Here is a 15,622-nt window from a genome sequence, read left to right as displayed (position 1 = left end):
GGCGGAAGATAGCGGCACATTCAAGACAAGTCCGCGAAATTCGGTTTCGGTCGGCCATTTGTGATCGCGGTTGGAACTGCGGCAAAGATGCCTCAGCACGGCGAAAATCGCTGCTTTAAGGGCGTTTCGAAGCTCGCCAGCGCAGATTTTTGTAACAAAAAAGCGCCGCGCGTTGACATACTCTCAAATCGGCCTGATTCGCCATGCGCGCCTGCCCTCGCGAATCACAGCCCAGAGTGGTCACCGCGTTTCCTTAGATCTCAACAGCCCTCCAGACATCAGGAGGGGGATGGAACTCGCGTCCATGCTTCCCGGCTTTCGTTTCCTGCTCTCCGCAATCGTCCTGTCTACGTCGGTCCTGATTTTTGGACTTGGCGCCGCCGCCCTGCTGCGTTCCGCGCACGAGGAATTCGTCAACCTTCCGTCACGGCGGGCGACGCCCGCGCCGATGTTTGCCCGCCTGAGCGAAGACCCGCCGACGACGCTCGCACTGCTGCGCGTCGATCCGGTCGCTGATCAACCGGCAGCCGCCCCGGACGTCCTGGCGGAGTCCGGGCAAACCCCGGAAACTGGTCCGGCCGAGCCGGAAAAACTGGCGGCCCTCAACTCAACAGAGGCGCCGCAGGATGCGGCGGCAAAGCCGGAAGAACCTGCGGATAAGGCCAGCGTGGAGACACCGGCCCCCTCGCCCGAGGTGCCCATCGCCAATACCGACGTGAAGATCGCCGCCGCCTCCGTGCCGGAACCGGACGCGGCCCATCAAAATGCAGCCTCGCCGGAGCCGGCTGCGGATATCCCGTCATTCGAACCCAGCATCGCCACGACCCTGATCGCGACGCTCGGTGGTCCCGCCGTCCAGATCGAGCAAAAGACCTCGACCACGGAAGCGAAGCCGGACCGCGTCACCGCCAAGAAAAAGGCCGCAGAACAAGCCCGGGAACGGCGGCGGATGGCCGCCCTACGGCGCGCGCGCCTCGCGCGCGAGGCCACGCTGACCCTGCAGCAGCAGCAACCCAATCCGTTCGCGTTCCCGCTGGCGCCGGCGACGAGGTAGCTTGCAGGCTCGAGATCACGTCGGACCGGTGGCGACCGGCGGGCCGTCGGCGGCGCCCCACTCCGTCCACGAGCCGTCATACAGCGCCGGGTTCTCGACGCCGAGGCGATAGAGCGCCAGCGTCAGCACGGCGGCACTGACGCCGGAGCCGCAGCTCGTCACGATGGGCGCATCGAGTTTTACGCCCACGCCGGCAAAGGCCGCGCGCAGATCGTCCAATGGTTTCATCGTGCCGGTCGCGGCATCGAACAGGTTGTTATAGGGCAGGCTCAGGCTGCCCGGGATATGGCCGGAGCGAAGGCCCGCCCGCGGCTCGGCGACCTTGCCCTGGTAGCGCTCGTTGGCGCGCGCATCGATCACCTGCTCGGCGTGGCTGGAGAGATTTCCGACGAGCTGCTGCATGCTGCGCACGCGGCGCGAATCGAACGCCGCCTTGAACGTCGCCGGCGTCGGCGCTGCCGCCTGCCCCTTCTCGACCTTGCGGCCTTCCGCGACCCACTTCTTCAGGCCGCCATTGAGCACGCGGACTTGCTTGCCGAACGACAGAAACATCCACCACACCCGGGGTGCGGCGACCCAGCCGCCGGAATCGTAGACGACCACCGTATCGTCATTGCCGATGCCGAGCGCGCCGACATCGCGGCCGAACTGCTCGGCGGACGGGAACATGTGCGGCAGCGGGTTGGAATGGTCGGACACCGCGTCGACATCGAAGAACACCGCGCCGGGAATGTGGGCGGCGAGATAGTCGTCCTTCGGCAACGGCAGAATGCCCGGCATCTTGAACGTGGCGTCGACGACCCTGACGTGGGGATCGTTGAGGTGCTCGGCGAGCCATTCGGTGGAGACGAGCGGATCGGCGGTAGGCATGTTCAGGTCTCCCGTATTCCCAGGCGTCATTGCCGGGCTTGACCCGGCAATCCATCTGTTTCGAAAACTTCTTTGAAGGGATGGACACGCGGGTCAAGCCCGCGTGTGACAGCTCACTTCTTCTTCGGCTCCCACTTCTCGACCGGGCCGCCGGCGTCGCGCCAGGCGGCAAAACCGCCGCCCATATGGGCGACCGGCTTCAGGCCCATGTCGTGCGCGGTCTTGGCCGCGAGCGCCGAGCGAAGCCCGCCGGCGCAATGGAAGATGAACTTCTTGTCCTCCTGGAAGATCGGTTTGGCATAGGGGCTTTGCGGATCGATCCAGAATTCCAGCATGCCGCGGGTGCAGGAGAACGCGCCGGGGATTTTTCCCTCGCGTTCGATCTCACGGGGGTCACGGATATCGACGATGACGACGTTGGGATCCTGCATGGCCTTGATGGCGTCGACGGCGCTGACGGTCTCGATCACCGCGTTGGCCTCGTCGATCAGGGCTTTGATGCCGGTGTGGATGGTCTGGGGCATTTTTGCTTTTGCCTTCTAGGTTCTTGCCCCGTCATTCGGGGGCGATGCGAAGCAGCGGGCTCTGGGGTGCGCTTGCGTCCCAGAGAATCTCGAGCGAGCGAAGCATTCCGGATTCCCCGATGCTCAATTGCGCATCACAGGTTCGCGCCATGCGCGCCCGGAATGACGAGAACTACCGCACCAGTTCCTTCATCGCGCCTTCGAGGCCCTCGATCGTGATCGGATACATGCGCTCCGACAGCAGACGGCGGATGATGGTGGTGGATTCCGAATAGTCCCAGTGCTTTTGCGCCACCGGATTGAGCCAAACCGTGTGCGGATAGGTGCGCGTGACGCGCTCCAGCCAGACCGAGCCGGCCTCCTCATTGACGTGCTCGACCGAGCCGCCGGGCACCATGATCTCGTACGGCGACATCGAGGCGTCGCCGACAAACACGACCTTGTAGTCGTGCGGATATTTATGCAGCACGTCCCAGGTCGGCGTGCGGTCGGTGAAGCGGCGCTTGTTCTGCTTCCACACGCCTTCGTAGAGGCAGTTGTGGAAGTAGAAATACTCCATGTGCTTGAACTCGGATTTTGCCGCCGAGAACAGCTCCTCGACCTGCTCGATGTGGGAATCCATCGAGCCGCCGATATCGAAGAACACCAGCACCTTGACCGCGTTGCGGCGCTCGGGCCGCATGTGGACGTCGAGATAGCCCTGGTTGGCGGTTTTCTTGATCGTGGTATCGAGATCGAGTTCGTCGGGCGCGCCGGTGCGGGCGAATTTTCGCAGGCGGCGCAGCGCGACCTTGATGTTGCGGATGCCGAGCTCGACATTGCCGTCGAGGTCCTTGAACTCGCGCCGGTCCCACACCTTCACGGCGCGGTTGTTGCGGTTTTTTTCCTGGCCGATCCGCACCCCTTCGGGATTGTAGCCATGGGCTCCGAATGGCGAGGTGCCGGCGGTGCCGATCCACTTGTTGCCGCCCTGGTGGCGGCCCTTCTGTTCCTCGAGCCGCTTCTTCAGCGTCTCCATGAGCTTGTCCCAGCCCATGGCCTCGATCTGCTTCTTCTCTTCCTCGGTGAGGTATTTTTCGGCGAGCTTCTTCAGCCACTCCTCGGGAATCTCGGCCTTGTCCATCGCGTCAAGCAAGCTTTCCAGCCCCTTGAACACCGAGCCGAAGACGCGGTCGAACTTGTCGAGGTTGCGCTCGTCCTTCACCAGCGTGGCGCGGGAAAGGTAATAGAAATTCTCGACGGTCTGATCGGCGAGATCGGCGTCGAGCGCTTCCATCAGCGTCAGATATTCCCGTAGCGTCACGGGCACCTGCGCGTCGCGCAGCGATGTGAAGAATTGCAGGAACATGGCCTACAGATTGCCCGACGGGCGGCACACGTCAAGGGCCAGCGCATGGTAAAGGCAGGCGCATGGCTGTCAGGCCTAGACCGGGAGGCTTTTTCAATTACAATCGTCCTCCAAAGGGTTTATTCCGGCAGAGGAAATTCATGGGCATTGTTGCGGCGCTGATCATAGGCGGTATCGCGGGCTGGCTGGCCGGGTTGATCGTGCGCGGCGCGGGTTTTGGGCTGATCGGCAACATCGTGATCGGCATCATCGGCGCGCTGCTGGCGAGCTGGCTGCTGCCGCAGCTCGGCGTCAGCCTCGGGGCCGGCTGGATCCGGGACATCGTCAACGCCACCATCGGCGCGGTAATTATTCTGGTAATCCTGTCGCTGATCAGACGCTGAGAGAAGCATCTACTTTCATCGCGACCGCCGGACCGGCGGTCGTTTACTGTTCAGGACCGATAGCGGCTTACAGACGATAACCTGCAAACGAACAAGACGAACAATAAGGCAAACGGATCGATGAAATTTACCGGCACCAAGGACTATGTCGCCACCGACGACCTCAAGGTCGCCGTCAACGCCTCGATCGTGCTCGAGCGCCCGCTGCTGATCAAGGGCGAACCCGGCACCGGCAAGACCGTGCTGGCGGAGGAGGTTTCAAAGGCGCTCGGCGCGCCGCTTCTGACCTGGCACATCAAGTCGACCACCAAGGCGCAGCAGGGCCTCTACGAATACGACGCGGTATCGCGGCTGCGCGACAGCCAGCTCGGCGACAGCAGGGTTTCCGACATCTCGAACTACATCAAGCGCGGCAAATTGTGGGAGGCCTTCACCCACGACAAGCGCCCGGTGCTGCTGATCGACGAGATCGACAAGGCCGACATCGAATTTCCGAACGACCTGCTGCTCGAACTCGATCGCATGGAGTTCTTCGTCTACGAGACCGGCGAGAACATCAAGGCGAGCCTGCGCCCGATCGTGATGATCACGTCCAACAACGAGAAGGAACTGCCGGACGCGTTCCTGCGCCGCTGCTTCTTCCACTACATCAAGTTCCCCGACGCCGACACCATGAGCCGGATCGTCGACGTGCACTTCCCCAACATCAAGAAGCGGCTGGTGGAGGAAGCGCTGCGCATCTTCTTCGAAGTGCGTGAAGTGCCGGGCCTGAAGAAGAAGCCGTCGACGTCGGAGTTGCTCGACTGGCTCAAGCTTTTGTTGAACGAAGACATCACCCCGGAAATGCTCAGGGAGCGCGACCCGCGCAAGCTGATCCCGCCGCTGCACGGGGCGCTGCTCAAGAACGAACAGGACGTCCACCTGTTCGAACGGCTGGCGTTCCTCTCCAGGCGCGAAGTATAATTCGCTAACGATCGACGGCGCCAGAACCTAAGGTTCTGGCGTTTTGCTTATCAACGATAACAAATCAAAAAGATCAGGGCAGATGAACGTTCAAACGCAGATCGACAAGACTTCACCCGGGGCCACCGAGCATTTCGACGTTCTGATCGCGGGAGCCGGCATCTCCGGCGTCGGCGCGGCCTATCACCTGACCACGCAATGCACGGGAACGAGCTTCGTGGCGCTGGAAGCCCAGAAAACCTTTGGCGGCACCTGGAGCACCCACCGCTATCCCGGCATCCGCTCCGACAGCGACCTGCACACTTTCGGCTATCGCTTCAAGCCGTGGACGTCGGCACCGATCGCGAGCGCCGCGGAAATCCTCAAATACATGGGCGAAGTGATCGAGGAGAACGATCTCGCCCGTCATATCCGCTACCAGCACACCATTACCTCGGCGAAATGGTCGAGCGAGGAAAACCTCTGGACCATCGAGGCCACGCGCACCGACACCGGCGAGAAGCTGCGCTTCACCACAAACTTCTTCTGGATGTGCCAGGGCTACTATCGCCACACCGAGGGCTATACGCCCGAGTGGCAGGACATGGCCAAGTTCAAGGGCCGGATCGTCCACCCGCAGAAATGGCCTGATGATCTAGACTACAAGAACAAGCGCGTGGTGGTGATCGGCTCGGGTGCGACGGCGGCGACGCTGATCCCGGCGATGGCCAAGGATTGCGCGCATGTCACCATGCTGCAGCGCTCGCCGACGTATTTCCGAACCGGGCGTAACGCGATCGAGATCGCAGAGGAATTGCGCAAGCTGCAGGTCGATGAGACGTGGATCCACGAGATCACGCGGCGCAAAATCCTGTTCGACCAGGACGCCTTCACCAAGAAGACATTTGCGGAGCCGGAAGCGGCGAAGAAGGATCTTCTGTCAGCCGTTGAAGCCTATCTCGGCAAGGACTACGACATCGCGACGCACTTCACGCCAAAATACCGGCCGTGGCGGCAGCGCATCGCGTTCATCCCTGACGGCGATCTGTTCCAGGGCATCAAGTCCGGCAAGGCCTCCGTCGTCACCGACGAGATAGACCGCTTCACCGAGAAAGGCATCCTGCTGAAGTCCGGCAAGGAACTGGAAGCCGACATCATCGTCACCGCAACCGGCTTCAACCTCTGCGCCACCGGCGATATCGACTTCGCGATCGACGGCAAGCCGCTCGATTTCGCCGACACCGTGACCTATCGCGGCATGATGTTCACCGGCGTGCCGAACCTCGTCTGGGTGTTCGGCTATTTCCGCGCCAGCTGGACGCTGCGCGTCGACCTGGTGGCCGACTTCGTCTGTCGCCTGCTCACGCATATGAAGGAAACGGGCGTGAAGAAGGTGACGCCGCAGCTTCGTCCCGAAGACCACAACATGCCGCTGCTGCCGTGGATCGATCCGGAAAACTTCAACCCCGGCTACATGATGCGCGGCATGCATTTGCTGCCCAAGCGCGGCGAAAAGCCGGAATGGCAGCACAACCAGGACTACTGGGCCGAAAAGGACGAATTTCCGAACATCGATCTGAAGGACAAGGCATTCGTTTACGGCTGACGCCGGGTCGCATTGCCATGGCAATTCAACCGCCCCCGTTTGGGGGCGGTTTTTTAATACCGCCTATTACAGTACAAATCAATTTCTGTATACCGTTCCGGCAATTTCAGGCCTTTTACGCTCGACAAACTGTATTTCTGTATACATACTGTGCGCCAAACCACGCTTTTGGAGCATCAGACATGCCCGCGTCCTTCCCGCTTAATGCCTGGTACGCCGCTGCCTGGGATGCCGATCTCAAGCACGCGCTGTTTCCGCGCACGGTCTGCGGCAAGCATGTCGTGATGTACCGCCAGTCCAACGGTCAGGTGTGTGCGCTCGAGGATGCCTGCTGGCACCGGCTGGTGCCGCTGTCGAAGGGACGGCTCGACGGCGACACCGTCGTCTGCGGCTATCACGGGCTTAAATTCAACGCGCAGGGCCGCTGCACCTACATGCCCTCGCAGGACACCATCAACCCCTCGGCCTGTGTCCGTTCCTATCCCGTGGTCGAACGGCACCGCTTCATCTGGCTGTGGATGGGTGATCCGGCGCTGGCCGACCCTGCGCTGGTGCCGGACATGCACTGGAACGACGATCCGGCCTGGGCCGGCGACGGCAAGACCATTCATGTGAAGTGCGACTACCGCCTCGTGGTCGACAACCTGATGGACCTGACCCACGAGACCTTCGTGCATGGCTCCAGCATCGGCAATGACCACGTCGCCGAAGCCCCGTTCGCCGTCACCCATGGCGACAGGACCGTCACCGTGACGCGCTGGATGAAGGGCATCGACGCCCCGCCGTTCTGGGCCGCACAGTTAGGCAAGCCCGGCCCGGTCGACCGTTGGCAGATCATCCATTTCCAGGCGCCCGGCACCGTCAACATCGACGTCGGCGTGGCGCCCACCGGCACCGGCGCGCCGGACGGCGACCGATCGCAGGGCGTCAACGGCTTCGTGCTCAACACCATGACGCCGGAGACCGAAACCAGCTGTCACTATTTCTGGGCGTTCGTCCGCAATTACCGGACATCAGAGCAGAGGCTGACCACCGAAATCCGCGAAGGCGTTGCCGGCATCTTCCGCGAGGACGAAATCATCCTGGAAGCGCAGCAGCGCGCGATGAACGAAAATCCGGACCGCACCTTCTACAACCTCAACATCGATGCCGGCGCGATGTGGGCGCGGCGCGTGATCGACCGCATGGTCGCGCGCGAAACCAGATCACAGACCGTTCAGGCCGCGGAGTAAGACCATGAGCGAACGCGAAGCCGAGCGCTCCGTCTCGCAAACCGTGCGCGCGCAACTCGCGCTGCGCGACATGATCCTGTCCGGGCGGCTGCGCCCGGGCGAGCGCATCAGCGAACTGCAGGCGGTCGATATCACGGGCGTGTCGCGGACCCCGGTGCGGCTGGCGCTGGTGCGGCTGGAGGATGAAGGGCTGTTGCAGGCAATCCCCTCCGGCGGCTTCATGGTGAAGGCGTTCACCGAACGCGACATTCTCGACTCGATCGAATTGCGCGGCACGCTTGAAGGCCTCGCCGCCCGCTTTGCGGCCGAACGCGGCGTCAGCGCGCGCAGCCTCGAGCCGTTGAAGGAATGCCTGGGCGATCTCGACCAGTTGGTGCGGCAGGATCCGATTTCGGTCGAAGCCTTTTCCGCCTACGTGACCATGAACGCGCGCTTCCACGCCCTGCTCAATGAACTCTCGGCCAGCGCGCCGCTGATCCGCGAAATCGATCGCGTCTCGGCGCTGCCGTTCGCATCCCCCTCCGCATTCGTGATGGCGCAGTCGGCGTTGCCGGAAGCACATCAGATCCTGCTGCTCGGGCAGGACCATCACCGCATCGTGGTCGACGCCATCGAGAACCGCGAAGGCGCGCGGGCCGAGGCCGTCATGCGAGAGCATTCGCGGCTCGCCGCGCGCAACCTGCGGCTGGCCATCCGCAACCGCACGCATCTCGAACTGATGCCGGCGCTCGCCCTTTTGAAATCGTCCGTCGAATAGAGGCCACCATGCGTTTTGCCGAGCAATGGAGCTGGTGCGCCGTCGAAACCGTTCGCGACGTGACGCCCACGATCCGCGAATTCAGACTGCGCCCCGAGAACGGCCGCGTGCTGCCCTACCCGGCCGGCAGCCATGTCGGCGTCACCGTGCTGATCGACGGACAGCCCGCGCGCCGCGCCTATTCGCTGGTCGAAAATGGCGATGCCAATACCTATCGCATCGCGGTGCGTCTGGCGCCGGACAGCCGTGGCGGCTCGCGCGGCATGTGGAACTTGCGAGCCGGCGCGCGGATCGAGATTTCAAATCCAGCTTCCCTGCTAGAAATCGACTGGACGCGGAAGAATTATTGCCTGATCGCGGGCGGCATCGGGATCACGCCGATCACCGGCATCGCGGCCGCCCTGCGGCGACGGGATATCGACGCGGCCCTGCACTACGCCGTGAAATCCCGCGGCGATGCCGCCTTCCTCGACGAACTCACGGCATTGCTCGGGGATCGTCTGACTGTGCACGCCTCCGACGAAGGCACCCGCCTCGACCTCGAAGCCACGTTCCGCGCGCTGCCGCACGACGCCATCGCCATCATGTGCGGACCGATGCGGATGCTGGAGGCGGCGCGGCGCGCCTGGAACGATCTGGGCCGCGCGCCCGCCGATCTGCGCTACGAGACTTTCGGCTCCAGCGGCCTGAAGCCGACGGCGGAATTCCGCGTGCGGCTGAGGGGCACCGACGCCGAACTCGTCGTGTCCCGGAACAGCTCGATGCTGGATGCCCTGAACGGCGCCGGCTTCGAGGTGATCTCGGACTGCCAGCGCGGCGAATGCGGCGTCTGCGCCGTCGATGTCGTCGCCGTCGAGGGCGAGATCGACCATCGCGACGTGTTCTTCAGCGACCAGCAGAAGCACGACAATCGCAAGATCTGCCCCTGCGTGTCGCGCGCGATCGGCGTGGTGACGATCGATACGCTGTATCGGCCGGAAGCGTCGCTTCGTTAGCGAACTTCGTCGGCATGTCGCGTTGACGATGCCCCGAGCGCGCCGCATTTGGCGCTGTTGGTCCGATTACCTTGCTTCGCTAGGCATTTGACCTTCACGGGCGCAGTATCCATATGGAGGCAGAAGAATCGGATGACGCCTGCCGCTTCGGACAAGCCGCGACCGGGTATCCCCGGGCGGCATCATTCACGCAAATGGCTTCGTTCGGGAGTCCCATGCCACCACTGTCCATTCTCGATCTTGTCCGCGTTACCGAAGACACCGATGCCCGCGGCGCCCTGGACAACGCCCGCGATGTTGCTGTTCATGCCGAAGCCTGGGGCTATCGCCGCATCTGGGTGGCGGAGCATCACAACATGCCGGGCATCGCCAGCGCCGCGACGTCGGTCGTTATCGGCCATATCGCAGCCGGAACGAAAACCATCCGCGTCGGCGCGGGCGGCATCATGCTTCCCAACCATGCACCCTACGTCATCGCCGAGCAGTTCGGGACGCTCGCCCGGCTGTTTCCAGGCCGCATCGACCTTGGGCTTGGCCGCGCGCCCGGAACTGACCAGCTTACACTGCGCGCTTTGCGTCGCACGCCCGAGTCCGCCGAAAACTTCCCTCAGGACGTTCTCGAGGTGCAGGCCTTCCTGGCGCCGGCCGGACCCAATCAGCGGATTCGGGCCGTCCCGGCGGCAGGAACGGAAGTGCCGTTGTGGATTCTGGGATCGAGCAACTTTGGCGCGATGCTGGCGGCCGAACTCGGGCTTCCCTATGCCTTCGCCTCGCATTTCGCGCCGGAATTACTGATTCCTGCGCTGCAGATCTACCGCAGCCGCTTCAAGCCTTCCGAGCAGCTCGAGCGTCCCTACGCGATGGTGGGCGTCAACATCATCGCCGCCGGCAGCGATGATGAGGCGCGCCGGCTGGCGACGACGCAGCAGATGTCATTCACGAACATTTTCCGCGGCGCGCGCGGCCTGAGCCAGCCGCCGATCGACGACATTGAGAGCTACTGGTCGCCCGCAGAAAAGAGGCAGGCGATGGGCATGCTGGCGCGCTCCATCGTCGGCTCACCGGACACGGTTCGTGCGGGCATCGATGCGCTTATTGCGGAAACAGGCGCCGACGAGCTTATGATCGTGTCCGATGTTTACGATCACGCAAAGCGGCTACGCTCCTTCGAACTGATCGCCGGCGTCGCAGGGATCGCCGACTAATCTACTCGGTTCACGGCGCATGACGTTCAAGTTCGTTGGCGCAAGCTTTGCGCGTTGCGCCGGAAGCAGACATTGAGCAGCAGTCGAACGCGCGGCGCTGTTGCGTCAACGAGCTTGTCTCCAGATGAAGAGCGTGAAGTTCGACCAACACATCGACCGTCCCGCTTGGTCATCGGTAGATGCTTACTCCTTCAGCCATGGCCAATAGATTCTTTTAAGTCATGCTGCTGACGCAATCTCTGTCTTAGTCGATGAGAACTAAGAGCACCTGTGCGAGGGCCACACTGGTTCCCACAACGGTTCCACTGCCAAAGATTGGCACGGTCCGAAAAAAAATAGGCGCGAGTTCGTCAACGCTTTCGCGTTCGATTGGCCATTTTTTCGGAATCGGGAACCGAGCGTTCTAGAAAATCAATCAAGGAGTTATGATGTTGTTTCGCTCACGCGCCGCAATTTGCGGCGCCGCATTTACGCTTGCGTGCTCTGTTACCGCTGCGCGAAGTCAAACCGTTGCTGTTCATTCAAGTGCCGTCGTCGATGAAGCTTCCGGGGATGCGATCGTTGGCGCTGCATCCACATACAATCCATTCCGGCCCGGATGGCGCGAGGGTGGCCCGAACACAGCCTCCGGCGAGCGCTATGAACCCTCTATCTGGGCGGCTGCCATCAAGACAAGCTTGCGCCATAAATTTGGCGGGGTCCGATATGGCGCGCGGCCGAAGTTTGCCCTGGTCGAAGCCGTGGGCAAAAAGATCATCGTCAAGATAAATGACGTAGGGCCACTAACGCCTGGCCGCATCATTGACCTCAATGAGCGGGCGATGCGCTATTTCGATCCGACCCTGCAGCTCGGGGTGATTTATAGCGTAATAGTCAGGCCGCTTTTCGGCGACTATTGGATCCCCGGCCCGGTTGGCTGAACACCGCACGTGTAAGAGCATGAACCGCCGCTGCGCGGTCTTCCACGCGACGGCTTGATCAGCCGCAATTCCAGACCGGCCCGATCGGTGTCCGCGTCCAGCACGGGCCGAAGCTGCCGCCATTATAGCGGCCGCCGTAAAGGCCGGGCCGCCCGAAATAGTGCCAGTCGCCGTCGTACCCGTAATATTGCGGGACCGGATCGATATACCAGGGGCGCCGGTTGCGGCGCGCCATGCGCGAAGAGGCGATTCAAATCTGGGTGCACGGTGCAGCGCTGCTGATTCTGTTCGCTTGCGAAACGACCGCGTTGCGCCGACTGGCGCACCTCAACTCACGTATCCCGTACCGACCTCATCACGACCTAAACCTGCTCGGGAAACCTGACCGCCTCCGGCGCGGTCTTGCCGCGGATCATGTCGGAGGCCTTGTCGGCGATCATCAGCGTCGAGGCGTTGAGGTTGGCCGAGATCATCCGCGGCATGATCGAGGCGTCGACCACGCGCAGGCCCTGCAGGCCGTGCACGCGCAACTGATCGTCGACCACGGCCCATTTGGCGTCCGCCGGTCCCATGCGGCAGGTGCAGCCGGGGTGGAACGTGGTGGTGCCGCGCTCGGTGGCGGCGGCCAAAAATTCGTCGTCGCTCTGCACCTTCGGGCCCGGGTAGTCCTCATAGGCATAATAAGGTGCGAGCGGCTTCGACGCGAGCAGCCGGCGCGCCAGCTTCATGCCGGCGACGACGACGCGGCGGTCGATTTCTTCGACCAGGTAGTTGGTCTGGATGATCGGCTGCGTGAACGGATCGGCGGAGCGGATGCGGACATAGCCGCGGCTTTCGGGACGCTGCTGCCAGGAGGCCACCGTCATGCCCGGCTCGTCCTCGAGCTGGCCCTGCACGCCTTCCTTGTAGCTCGCCGGCGTGAAGGTGAGCTGCAAATCGGAGCTTTCGGTAGTTTCTCCGGAATGCCAGAAGCAATAGACCATGGTCGGCGACAGCGACAGCAGGCCGCGCCGCGTCGTCGCCCATTTCAGCGCCTCGACCCACAGGCTGACGCCGCGGCGGAGTTCATTGATGGTCCTGATGTTCTTGACGCGCGCGACCGAACGCGGCGCGTAGTGGTCCTGCAGCCCCTCACCCACGCCCGGCAGCGCGTGGCGGACCTCAATGCCGTGCGATTGCAGCAAGTCCGGCGAGCCGACGCCGGACAGTTGCAGCACCTGCGGTGAATTGTAAGCGCCGCCGGACAGGATGACTTCCTTGGCAGCGCGCACTTCGACCGGCGTGCCGCCCTTGCCGCCTTTGAGGTAGCGCACGCCGACGGCGCGCTTGCCCTCGAAGATGATGTTGGTGACGTGCGCGTGCGTGCGTACGTCGACATTGCCGCGCTTGCGCGCCGGATGCAGGAACGCTTTCGCCGCGCTCATGCGCAGGCCGCCCTCGATGGTGCGCTGGCAGTAGGACACGCCTTCCTGGATCGCGCCGTTGTAGTCGGGGTTGCGCGGAATGCCGAGGCTGACGGCGCCTTCCATGAAGGCCTCGCACAGCGGATCGTTCCAATCCATCGTCGTGACGGTGAGATTGCCGTCGCGGCCACGAAATGTCTCGTCGCCCTCGCCGACCCGACGCTCCATCCGCTTGAAATAGGGTAGGATGTCCGGATAGCCCCAGCCGCGATTGCCCATCTGCGCCCAGGTGTCGAAATCCTGGCGCTGGCCGCGATTATAGATATGACCGTTGATCGAGGACGAGCCGCCGAGCGTCTTGCCGCGCGGCGCGTAGATGCTTCGCCCGCCAGTCCACGGCCCCGGCTCCTGCTGATAGGCCCAGTTGACGCTCTTCATGTGGAACGTCTTGATGAAGCCAGCCGGCAGATGGATGTAGGGATGCCAGTCCTTGCCGCCCGCTTCGAGCACGCAAATGCGGGTGGAGAGGTCTTCGCCGAGCCGGTTGGCGAGCACGCTGCCTGCGGAGCCCGCGCCGATAATTACATAATCGAACGTTTCCATCGTCTCGCTTCTGCCGCCGCGTGGTTATCGCGGCTTGTCGTTGAGTTGAAAATTGAGGTGCGCCTTCACCGTCGGCCATTCGCTGGCGATGATGCTGTAAACCACGGTATCGCGCAACGTGCCGTTGGGTGCGATCTGGTGGCTTCTCAGAATACCGTCCTGCTTGGCGCCCAGACGCTCGATGCCGCGCCGGCTCTGGTGGTTGAAGAAATGCGTGCGGAACTCCACCGCAATGCAGTTCAGCTTCTCGAAGGCGTGCGCCAGCAGCAGCAATTTGCACTGCGTGTTGAGCGCGCTGCGCTGCACGCGCCTGGCGTACCAGGTGGAGCCGATCTCGACGCGGCGGTTGCCGGCATCGACATTCATATAGGTAGTCATGCCGGCGACCTTGCCGTCTGCGTCGAACACCGTGAACGGCAGCATCGCGCCTGACGCGAACAGGCCGAGCCGGCGGTCGATCTCGGCTTTCATGTTTTCGGCGGTGGGGATGAAGGTGTACCAGAGCTTCCACAACTCGCCGTCGCTGACGGCTTCCACCAGCCCGGCGGTGTGATCGTGAGACAACGGCTCCAGCCGCGCATGCGCGCCCTGCAGGGTCACCGGTTCGAGAAAGGGCATTTAGCACACTCCGCTGGCGAGACCGTCATTGCGAGCGAAGCAATCCATCCATCTCGTGTGATGACATGGATTGTTTCGCTGCGCTCGCAATGACGTGATCAGTCTATTTGTTCAGGAAATTAAGCGCTAGTCCGGGCCTCGACCAGTCCATTGCGATCAGCTCGCCCTTGCCTGACAGCGTGATGTACGCCGTCTTCAGTTCAGGACCGCCGAACGCGATATTGGTGGTGACGCGGTCGCCGGTCGGCACCTGCTCGACCAGAGTGCCGTCGGGCGCGATCACCGAGATGCAGCCCGAGATCAGCGTTGCGACGCAGACATTGCCACCCGCCTCCACCGCCATCGAATCGAACATCTGGTAGCCGCCAAGCCCTGCGATCGGCTTGCCGCGCTCGCCACGATAGATCACGTCGCGCGGCTTGATGGTGCCCGGCTCGGAGATTTCATAGGCCCACAGCCGCGCCGTCGGGGTCTCCGCGATGTAGACCGTCTTCTCGTCCGGCGACAAGCCGATGCCGTTAGCGGGCAGCACGCCGTGCACGGCTTCAACGATCTCCGTCATGCCGGGCTTGAGATAGTAGAACGCGCCGACATCCATCTCGCGGGCGCGGCGCTTGCCGAGGTCGGAAAACCAGAGCCCGCCATGCCTGTCGAACACCAGGTCGTTCGGCCCGCGCAGCTTGTGTTCACCGCAGCGGTCGACGACGGTCTCGATCTTGCCGCTCTGCAGATCGACGCGCTGGATCGAGCCGCCCTGATAGTCGTCGGGCTGCGGCCCCGGCATGATCATTTTGCCGGTGGGGATCCAGCTGAAGCCGCCATTGTTGCAGATGTACATCTTGCCGTCGGGGCCCAGCGCCGCGCCGTTGGGACCGCCGGGAATCTGCGCGACGACCTCTTTTCGCCCGTCGGGAAAGACCCGCGTCAACCGCTTGCCGCGGATTTCAACCAGCACCACGGAGCCGTCGGGCATGACCACCGGGCCTTCCGGAAACTCCAGATCGGTGGCAAGAACGCGGATATCGGCCATGACTCCTCCCGGCTTTTTTGGCTGCAGGCGGGTTTACAAGCCTGTTTCCCACGCGCAACGTTTTGGTTACGGGCTGTTATGGCAAACAGGATCAAGCTTGCCAACCCGAAGACATGCGCAACAGGTATTACC

The 15,622-nt window shown here is 62.8% G+C and carries 16 protein-coding genes; 9 read left to right on the top strand and 7 right to left on the bottom strand.

What is annotated here, in order from left to right:
- Nucleotides 1-289: 289 nt before the first annotated feature.
- Nucleotides 290-1,054, top strand: a complete 765-nt coding sequence (locus QUH67_RS08315; RefSeq protein ID WP_300946195.1) for a hypothetical protein — start codon at nucleotides 290-292, stop codon at nucleotides 1,052-1,054.
- A gap of 15 nt (nucleotides 1,055-1,069) precedes the next feature.
- Here the strand turns inward: QUH67_RS08315 and sseA are convergent, their stop codons facing one another.
- The 3 genes from sseA to QUH67_RS08300 all read right to left on the bottom strand — a co-directional run bounded on the left by sseA (nucleotide 1,070) and on the right by QUH67_RS08300 (nucleotide 3,796).
- Nucleotides 1,070-1,924, bottom strand: a complete 855-nt coding sequence (gene sseA / locus QUH67_RS08310) for a 3-mercaptopyruvate sulfurtransferase (protein ID WP_300946194.1) — start codon at nucleotides 1,922-1,924, stop codon at nucleotides 1,070-1,072.
- Between the two features lie 113 nt (nucleotides 1,925-2,037).
- Complete coding sequence (locus tag QUH67_RS08305; protein WP_300946193.1) at nucleotides 2,038-2,448, bottom strand: rhodanese-like domain-containing protein; 411 nt, start codon at nucleotides 2,446-2,448, stop codon at nucleotides 2,038-2,040.
- Between the two features lie 172 nt (nucleotides 2,449-2,620).
- The gene (locus tag QUH67_RS08300) at nucleotides 2,621-3,796 is read right to left on the bottom strand and encodes a vWA domain-containing protein (protein WP_300946192.1); all 1,176 of its coding nucleotides are present in this window, start codon (nucleotides 3,794-3,796) and stop codon (nucleotides 2,621-2,623) included.
- 140 nt (nucleotides 3,797-3,936) lie between these two features.
- On the opposite strand from QUH67_RS08300, the gene QUH67_RS08295 reads away from it, so the two are divergent.
- From QUH67_RS08295 to QUH67_RS08260, 8 genes are all read left to right on the top strand, one after another.
- Nucleotides 3,937-4,179 (top strand): GlsB/YeaQ/YmgE family stress response membrane protein, encoded by a 243-nt coding sequence (locus QUH67_RS08295; protein WP_300946191.1) that lies wholly within the window; start codon nucleotides 3,937-3,939, stop codon nucleotides 4,177-4,179.
- 120 nt (nucleotides 4,180-4,299) lie between these two features.
- On the top strand, nucleotides 4,300-5,142 hold the full coding sequence (locus QUH67_RS08290; protein WP_300946190.1) for an AAA family ATPase: 843 nt from the start codon (nucleotides 4,300-4,302) through the stop codon (nucleotides 5,140-5,142).
- An 82-nt stretch (nucleotides 5,143-5,224) separates the two neighbouring features.
- Entirely contained in the window at nucleotides 5,225-6,727 is a 1,503-nt protein-coding gene (locus QUH67_RS08285; protein ID WP_300946189.1) for a flavin-containing monooxygenase, read from the top strand.
- A 182-nt stretch (nucleotides 6,728-6,909) separates the two neighbouring features.
- Nucleotides 6,910-7,959, top strand: a complete 1,050-nt coding sequence (locus QUH67_RS08280; RefSeq protein WP_300946188.1) for an aromatic ring-hydroxylating dioxygenase subunit alpha — start codon at nucleotides 6,910-6,912, stop codon at nucleotides 7,957-7,959.
- Nucleotides 7,960-7,963: 4 nt separating this feature from the next.
- Nucleotides 7,964-8,716, top strand: a complete 753-nt coding sequence (locus tag QUH67_RS08275) for a GntR family transcriptional regulator (RefSeq protein ID WP_300946187.1) — start codon at nucleotides 7,964-7,966, stop codon at nucleotides 8,714-8,716.
- A gap of 8 nt (nucleotides 8,717-8,724) precedes the next feature.
- Nucleotides 8,725-9,711 (top strand): PDR/VanB family oxidoreductase, encoded by a 987-nt coding sequence (locus tag QUH67_RS08270; protein ID WP_300946186.1) that lies wholly within the window; start codon nucleotides 8,725-8,727, stop codon nucleotides 9,709-9,711.
- 215 nt (nucleotides 9,712-9,926) lie between these two features.
- On the top strand, nucleotides 9,927-10,916 hold the full coding sequence (locus tag QUH67_RS08265) for an LLM class flavin-dependent oxidoreductase (RefSeq protein WP_300946185.1): 990 nt from the start codon (nucleotides 9,927-9,929) through the stop codon (nucleotides 10,914-10,916).
- Between the two features lie 425 nt (nucleotides 10,917-11,341).
- The gene (locus QUH67_RS08260; protein WP_320416125.1) at nucleotides 11,342-11,836 is read left to right on the top strand and encodes a septal ring lytic transglycosylase RlpA family protein; all 495 of its coding nucleotides are present in this window, start codon (nucleotides 11,342-11,344) and stop codon (nucleotides 11,834-11,836) included.
- Between the two features lie 58 nt (nucleotides 11,837-11,894).
- On the opposite strand, the gene QUH67_RS08255 is transcribed toward QUH67_RS08260, so the two are convergent.
- The 4 genes from QUH67_RS08255 to QUH67_RS08240 form a co-directional block, all read right to left on the bottom strand.
- Nucleotides 11,895-12,071 carry a hypothetical protein gene (locus tag QUH67_RS08255; RefSeq protein WP_407080505.1) on the bottom strand — a complete coding sequence of 59 codons (177 nt, stop codon included), beginning with the start codon at nucleotides 12,069-12,071 and terminating at the stop codon, nucleotides 11,895-11,897.
- Nucleotides 12,072-12,198: 127 nt separating this feature from the next.
- Nucleotides 12,199-13,842 (bottom strand): GMC family oxidoreductase, encoded by a 1,644-nt coding sequence (locus QUH67_RS08250; RefSeq protein ID WP_300946183.1) that lies wholly within the window; start codon nucleotides 13,840-13,842, stop codon nucleotides 12,199-12,201.
- A 24-nt stretch (nucleotides 13,843-13,866) separates the two neighbouring features.
- Nucleotides 13,867-14,460 carry a GNAT family N-acetyltransferase gene (locus tag QUH67_RS08245; RefSeq protein ID WP_300946182.1) on the bottom strand — a complete coding sequence of 198 codons (594 nt, stop codon included), beginning with the start codon at nucleotides 14,458-14,460 and terminating at the stop codon, nucleotides 13,867-13,869.
- Between the two features lie 103 nt (nucleotides 14,461-14,563).
- Nucleotides 14,564-15,490: an SMP-30/gluconolactonase/LRE family protein gene (locus tag QUH67_RS08240; RefSeq protein WP_300946181.1), complete on the bottom strand. Its 927-nt coding sequence runs from the start codon at nucleotides 15,488-15,490 to the stop codon at nucleotides 14,564-14,566.
- Nucleotides 15,491-15,622: the final 132 nt, after the last annotated feature.

Origin of the sequence: Bradyrhizobium roseum, assembly GCF_030413175.1 — a bacterium.
GTDB lineage: Bacteria > Pseudomonadota > Alphaproteobacteria > Rhizobiales > Xanthobacteraceae > Bradyrhizobium > Bradyrhizobium roseum.
Note: the sequence above shows the minus strand (reverse complement) of the source record. Positions and strands in the feature narration are given on the sequence as shown.

What these genes read in the sequence shown, in the direction of transcription:
- QUH67_RS08245 (WP_300946182.1), bottom strand. Translation starts at nt 14,460, where the DNA reads ATGCCCTTTCTCGAACCGGTGACCCTGCAGGGCGCGCATGCGCGGCTG.
- QUH67_RS08270 (WP_300946186.1), top strand. Translation starts at nt 8,725, where the DNA reads ATGCGTTTTGCCGAGCAATGGAGCTGGTGCGCCGTCGAAACCGTTCGC.
- QUH67_RS08295 (WP_300946191.1), top strand. Translation starts at nt 3,937, where the DNA reads ATGGGCATTGTTGCGGCGCTGATCATAGGCGGTATCGCGGGCTGGCTG.
- QUH67_RS08275 (WP_300946187.1), top strand. Translation starts at nt 7,964, where the DNA reads ATGAGCGAACGCGAAGCCGAGCGCTCCGTCTCGCAAACCGTGCGCGCG.
- QUH67_RS08315 (WP_300946195.1), top strand. Translation starts at nt 290, where the DNA reads ATGGAACTCGCGTCCATGCTTCCCGGCTTTCGTTTCCTGCTCTCCGCA.
- QUH67_RS08250 (WP_300946183.1), bottom strand. Translation starts at nt 13,842, where the DNA reads ATGGAAACGTTCGATTATGTAATTATCGGCGCGGGCTCCGCAGGCAGC.
- QUH67_RS08300 (WP_300946192.1), bottom strand. Translation starts at nt 3,796, where the DNA reads ATGTTCCTGCAATTCTTCACATCGCTGCGCGACGCGCAGGTGCCCGTG.
- QUH67_RS08260 (WP_320416125.1), top strand. Translation starts at nt 11,342, where the DNA reads ATGATGTTGTTTCGCTCACGCGCCGCAATTTGCGGCGCCGCATTTACG.
- sseA (WP_300946194.1), bottom strand. Translation starts at nt 1,924, where the DNA reads ATGCCTACCGCCGATCCGCTCGTCTCCACCGAATGGCTCGCCGAGCAC.
- QUH67_RS08255 (WP_407080505.1), bottom strand. Translation starts at nt 12,071, where the DNA reads ATGGCGCGCCGCAACCGGCGCCCCTGGTATATCGATCCGGTCCCGCAA.
- QUH67_RS08285 (WP_300946189.1), top strand. Translation starts at nt 5,225, where the DNA reads ATGAACGTTCAAACGCAGATCGACAAGACTTCACCCGGGGCCACCGAG.
- QUH67_RS08305 (WP_300946193.1), bottom strand. Translation starts at nt 2,448, where the DNA reads ATGCCCCAGACCATCCACACCGGCATCAAAGCCCTGATCGACGAGGCC.
- QUH67_RS08290 (WP_300946190.1), top strand. Translation starts at nt 4,300, where the DNA reads ATGAAATTTACCGGCACCAAGGACTATGTCGCCACCGACGACCTCAAG.
- QUH67_RS08265 (WP_300946185.1), top strand. Translation starts at nt 9,927, where the DNA reads ATGCCACCACTGTCCATTCTCGATCTTGTCCGCGTTACCGAAGACACC.
- QUH67_RS08280 (WP_300946188.1), top strand. Translation starts at nt 6,910, where the DNA reads ATGCCCGCGTCCTTCCCGCTTAATGCCTGGTACGCCGCTGCCTGGGAT.
- QUH67_RS08240 (WP_300946181.1), bottom strand. Translation starts at nt 15,490, where the DNA reads ATGGCCGATATCCGCGTTCTTGCCACCGATCTGGAGTTTCCGGAAGGC.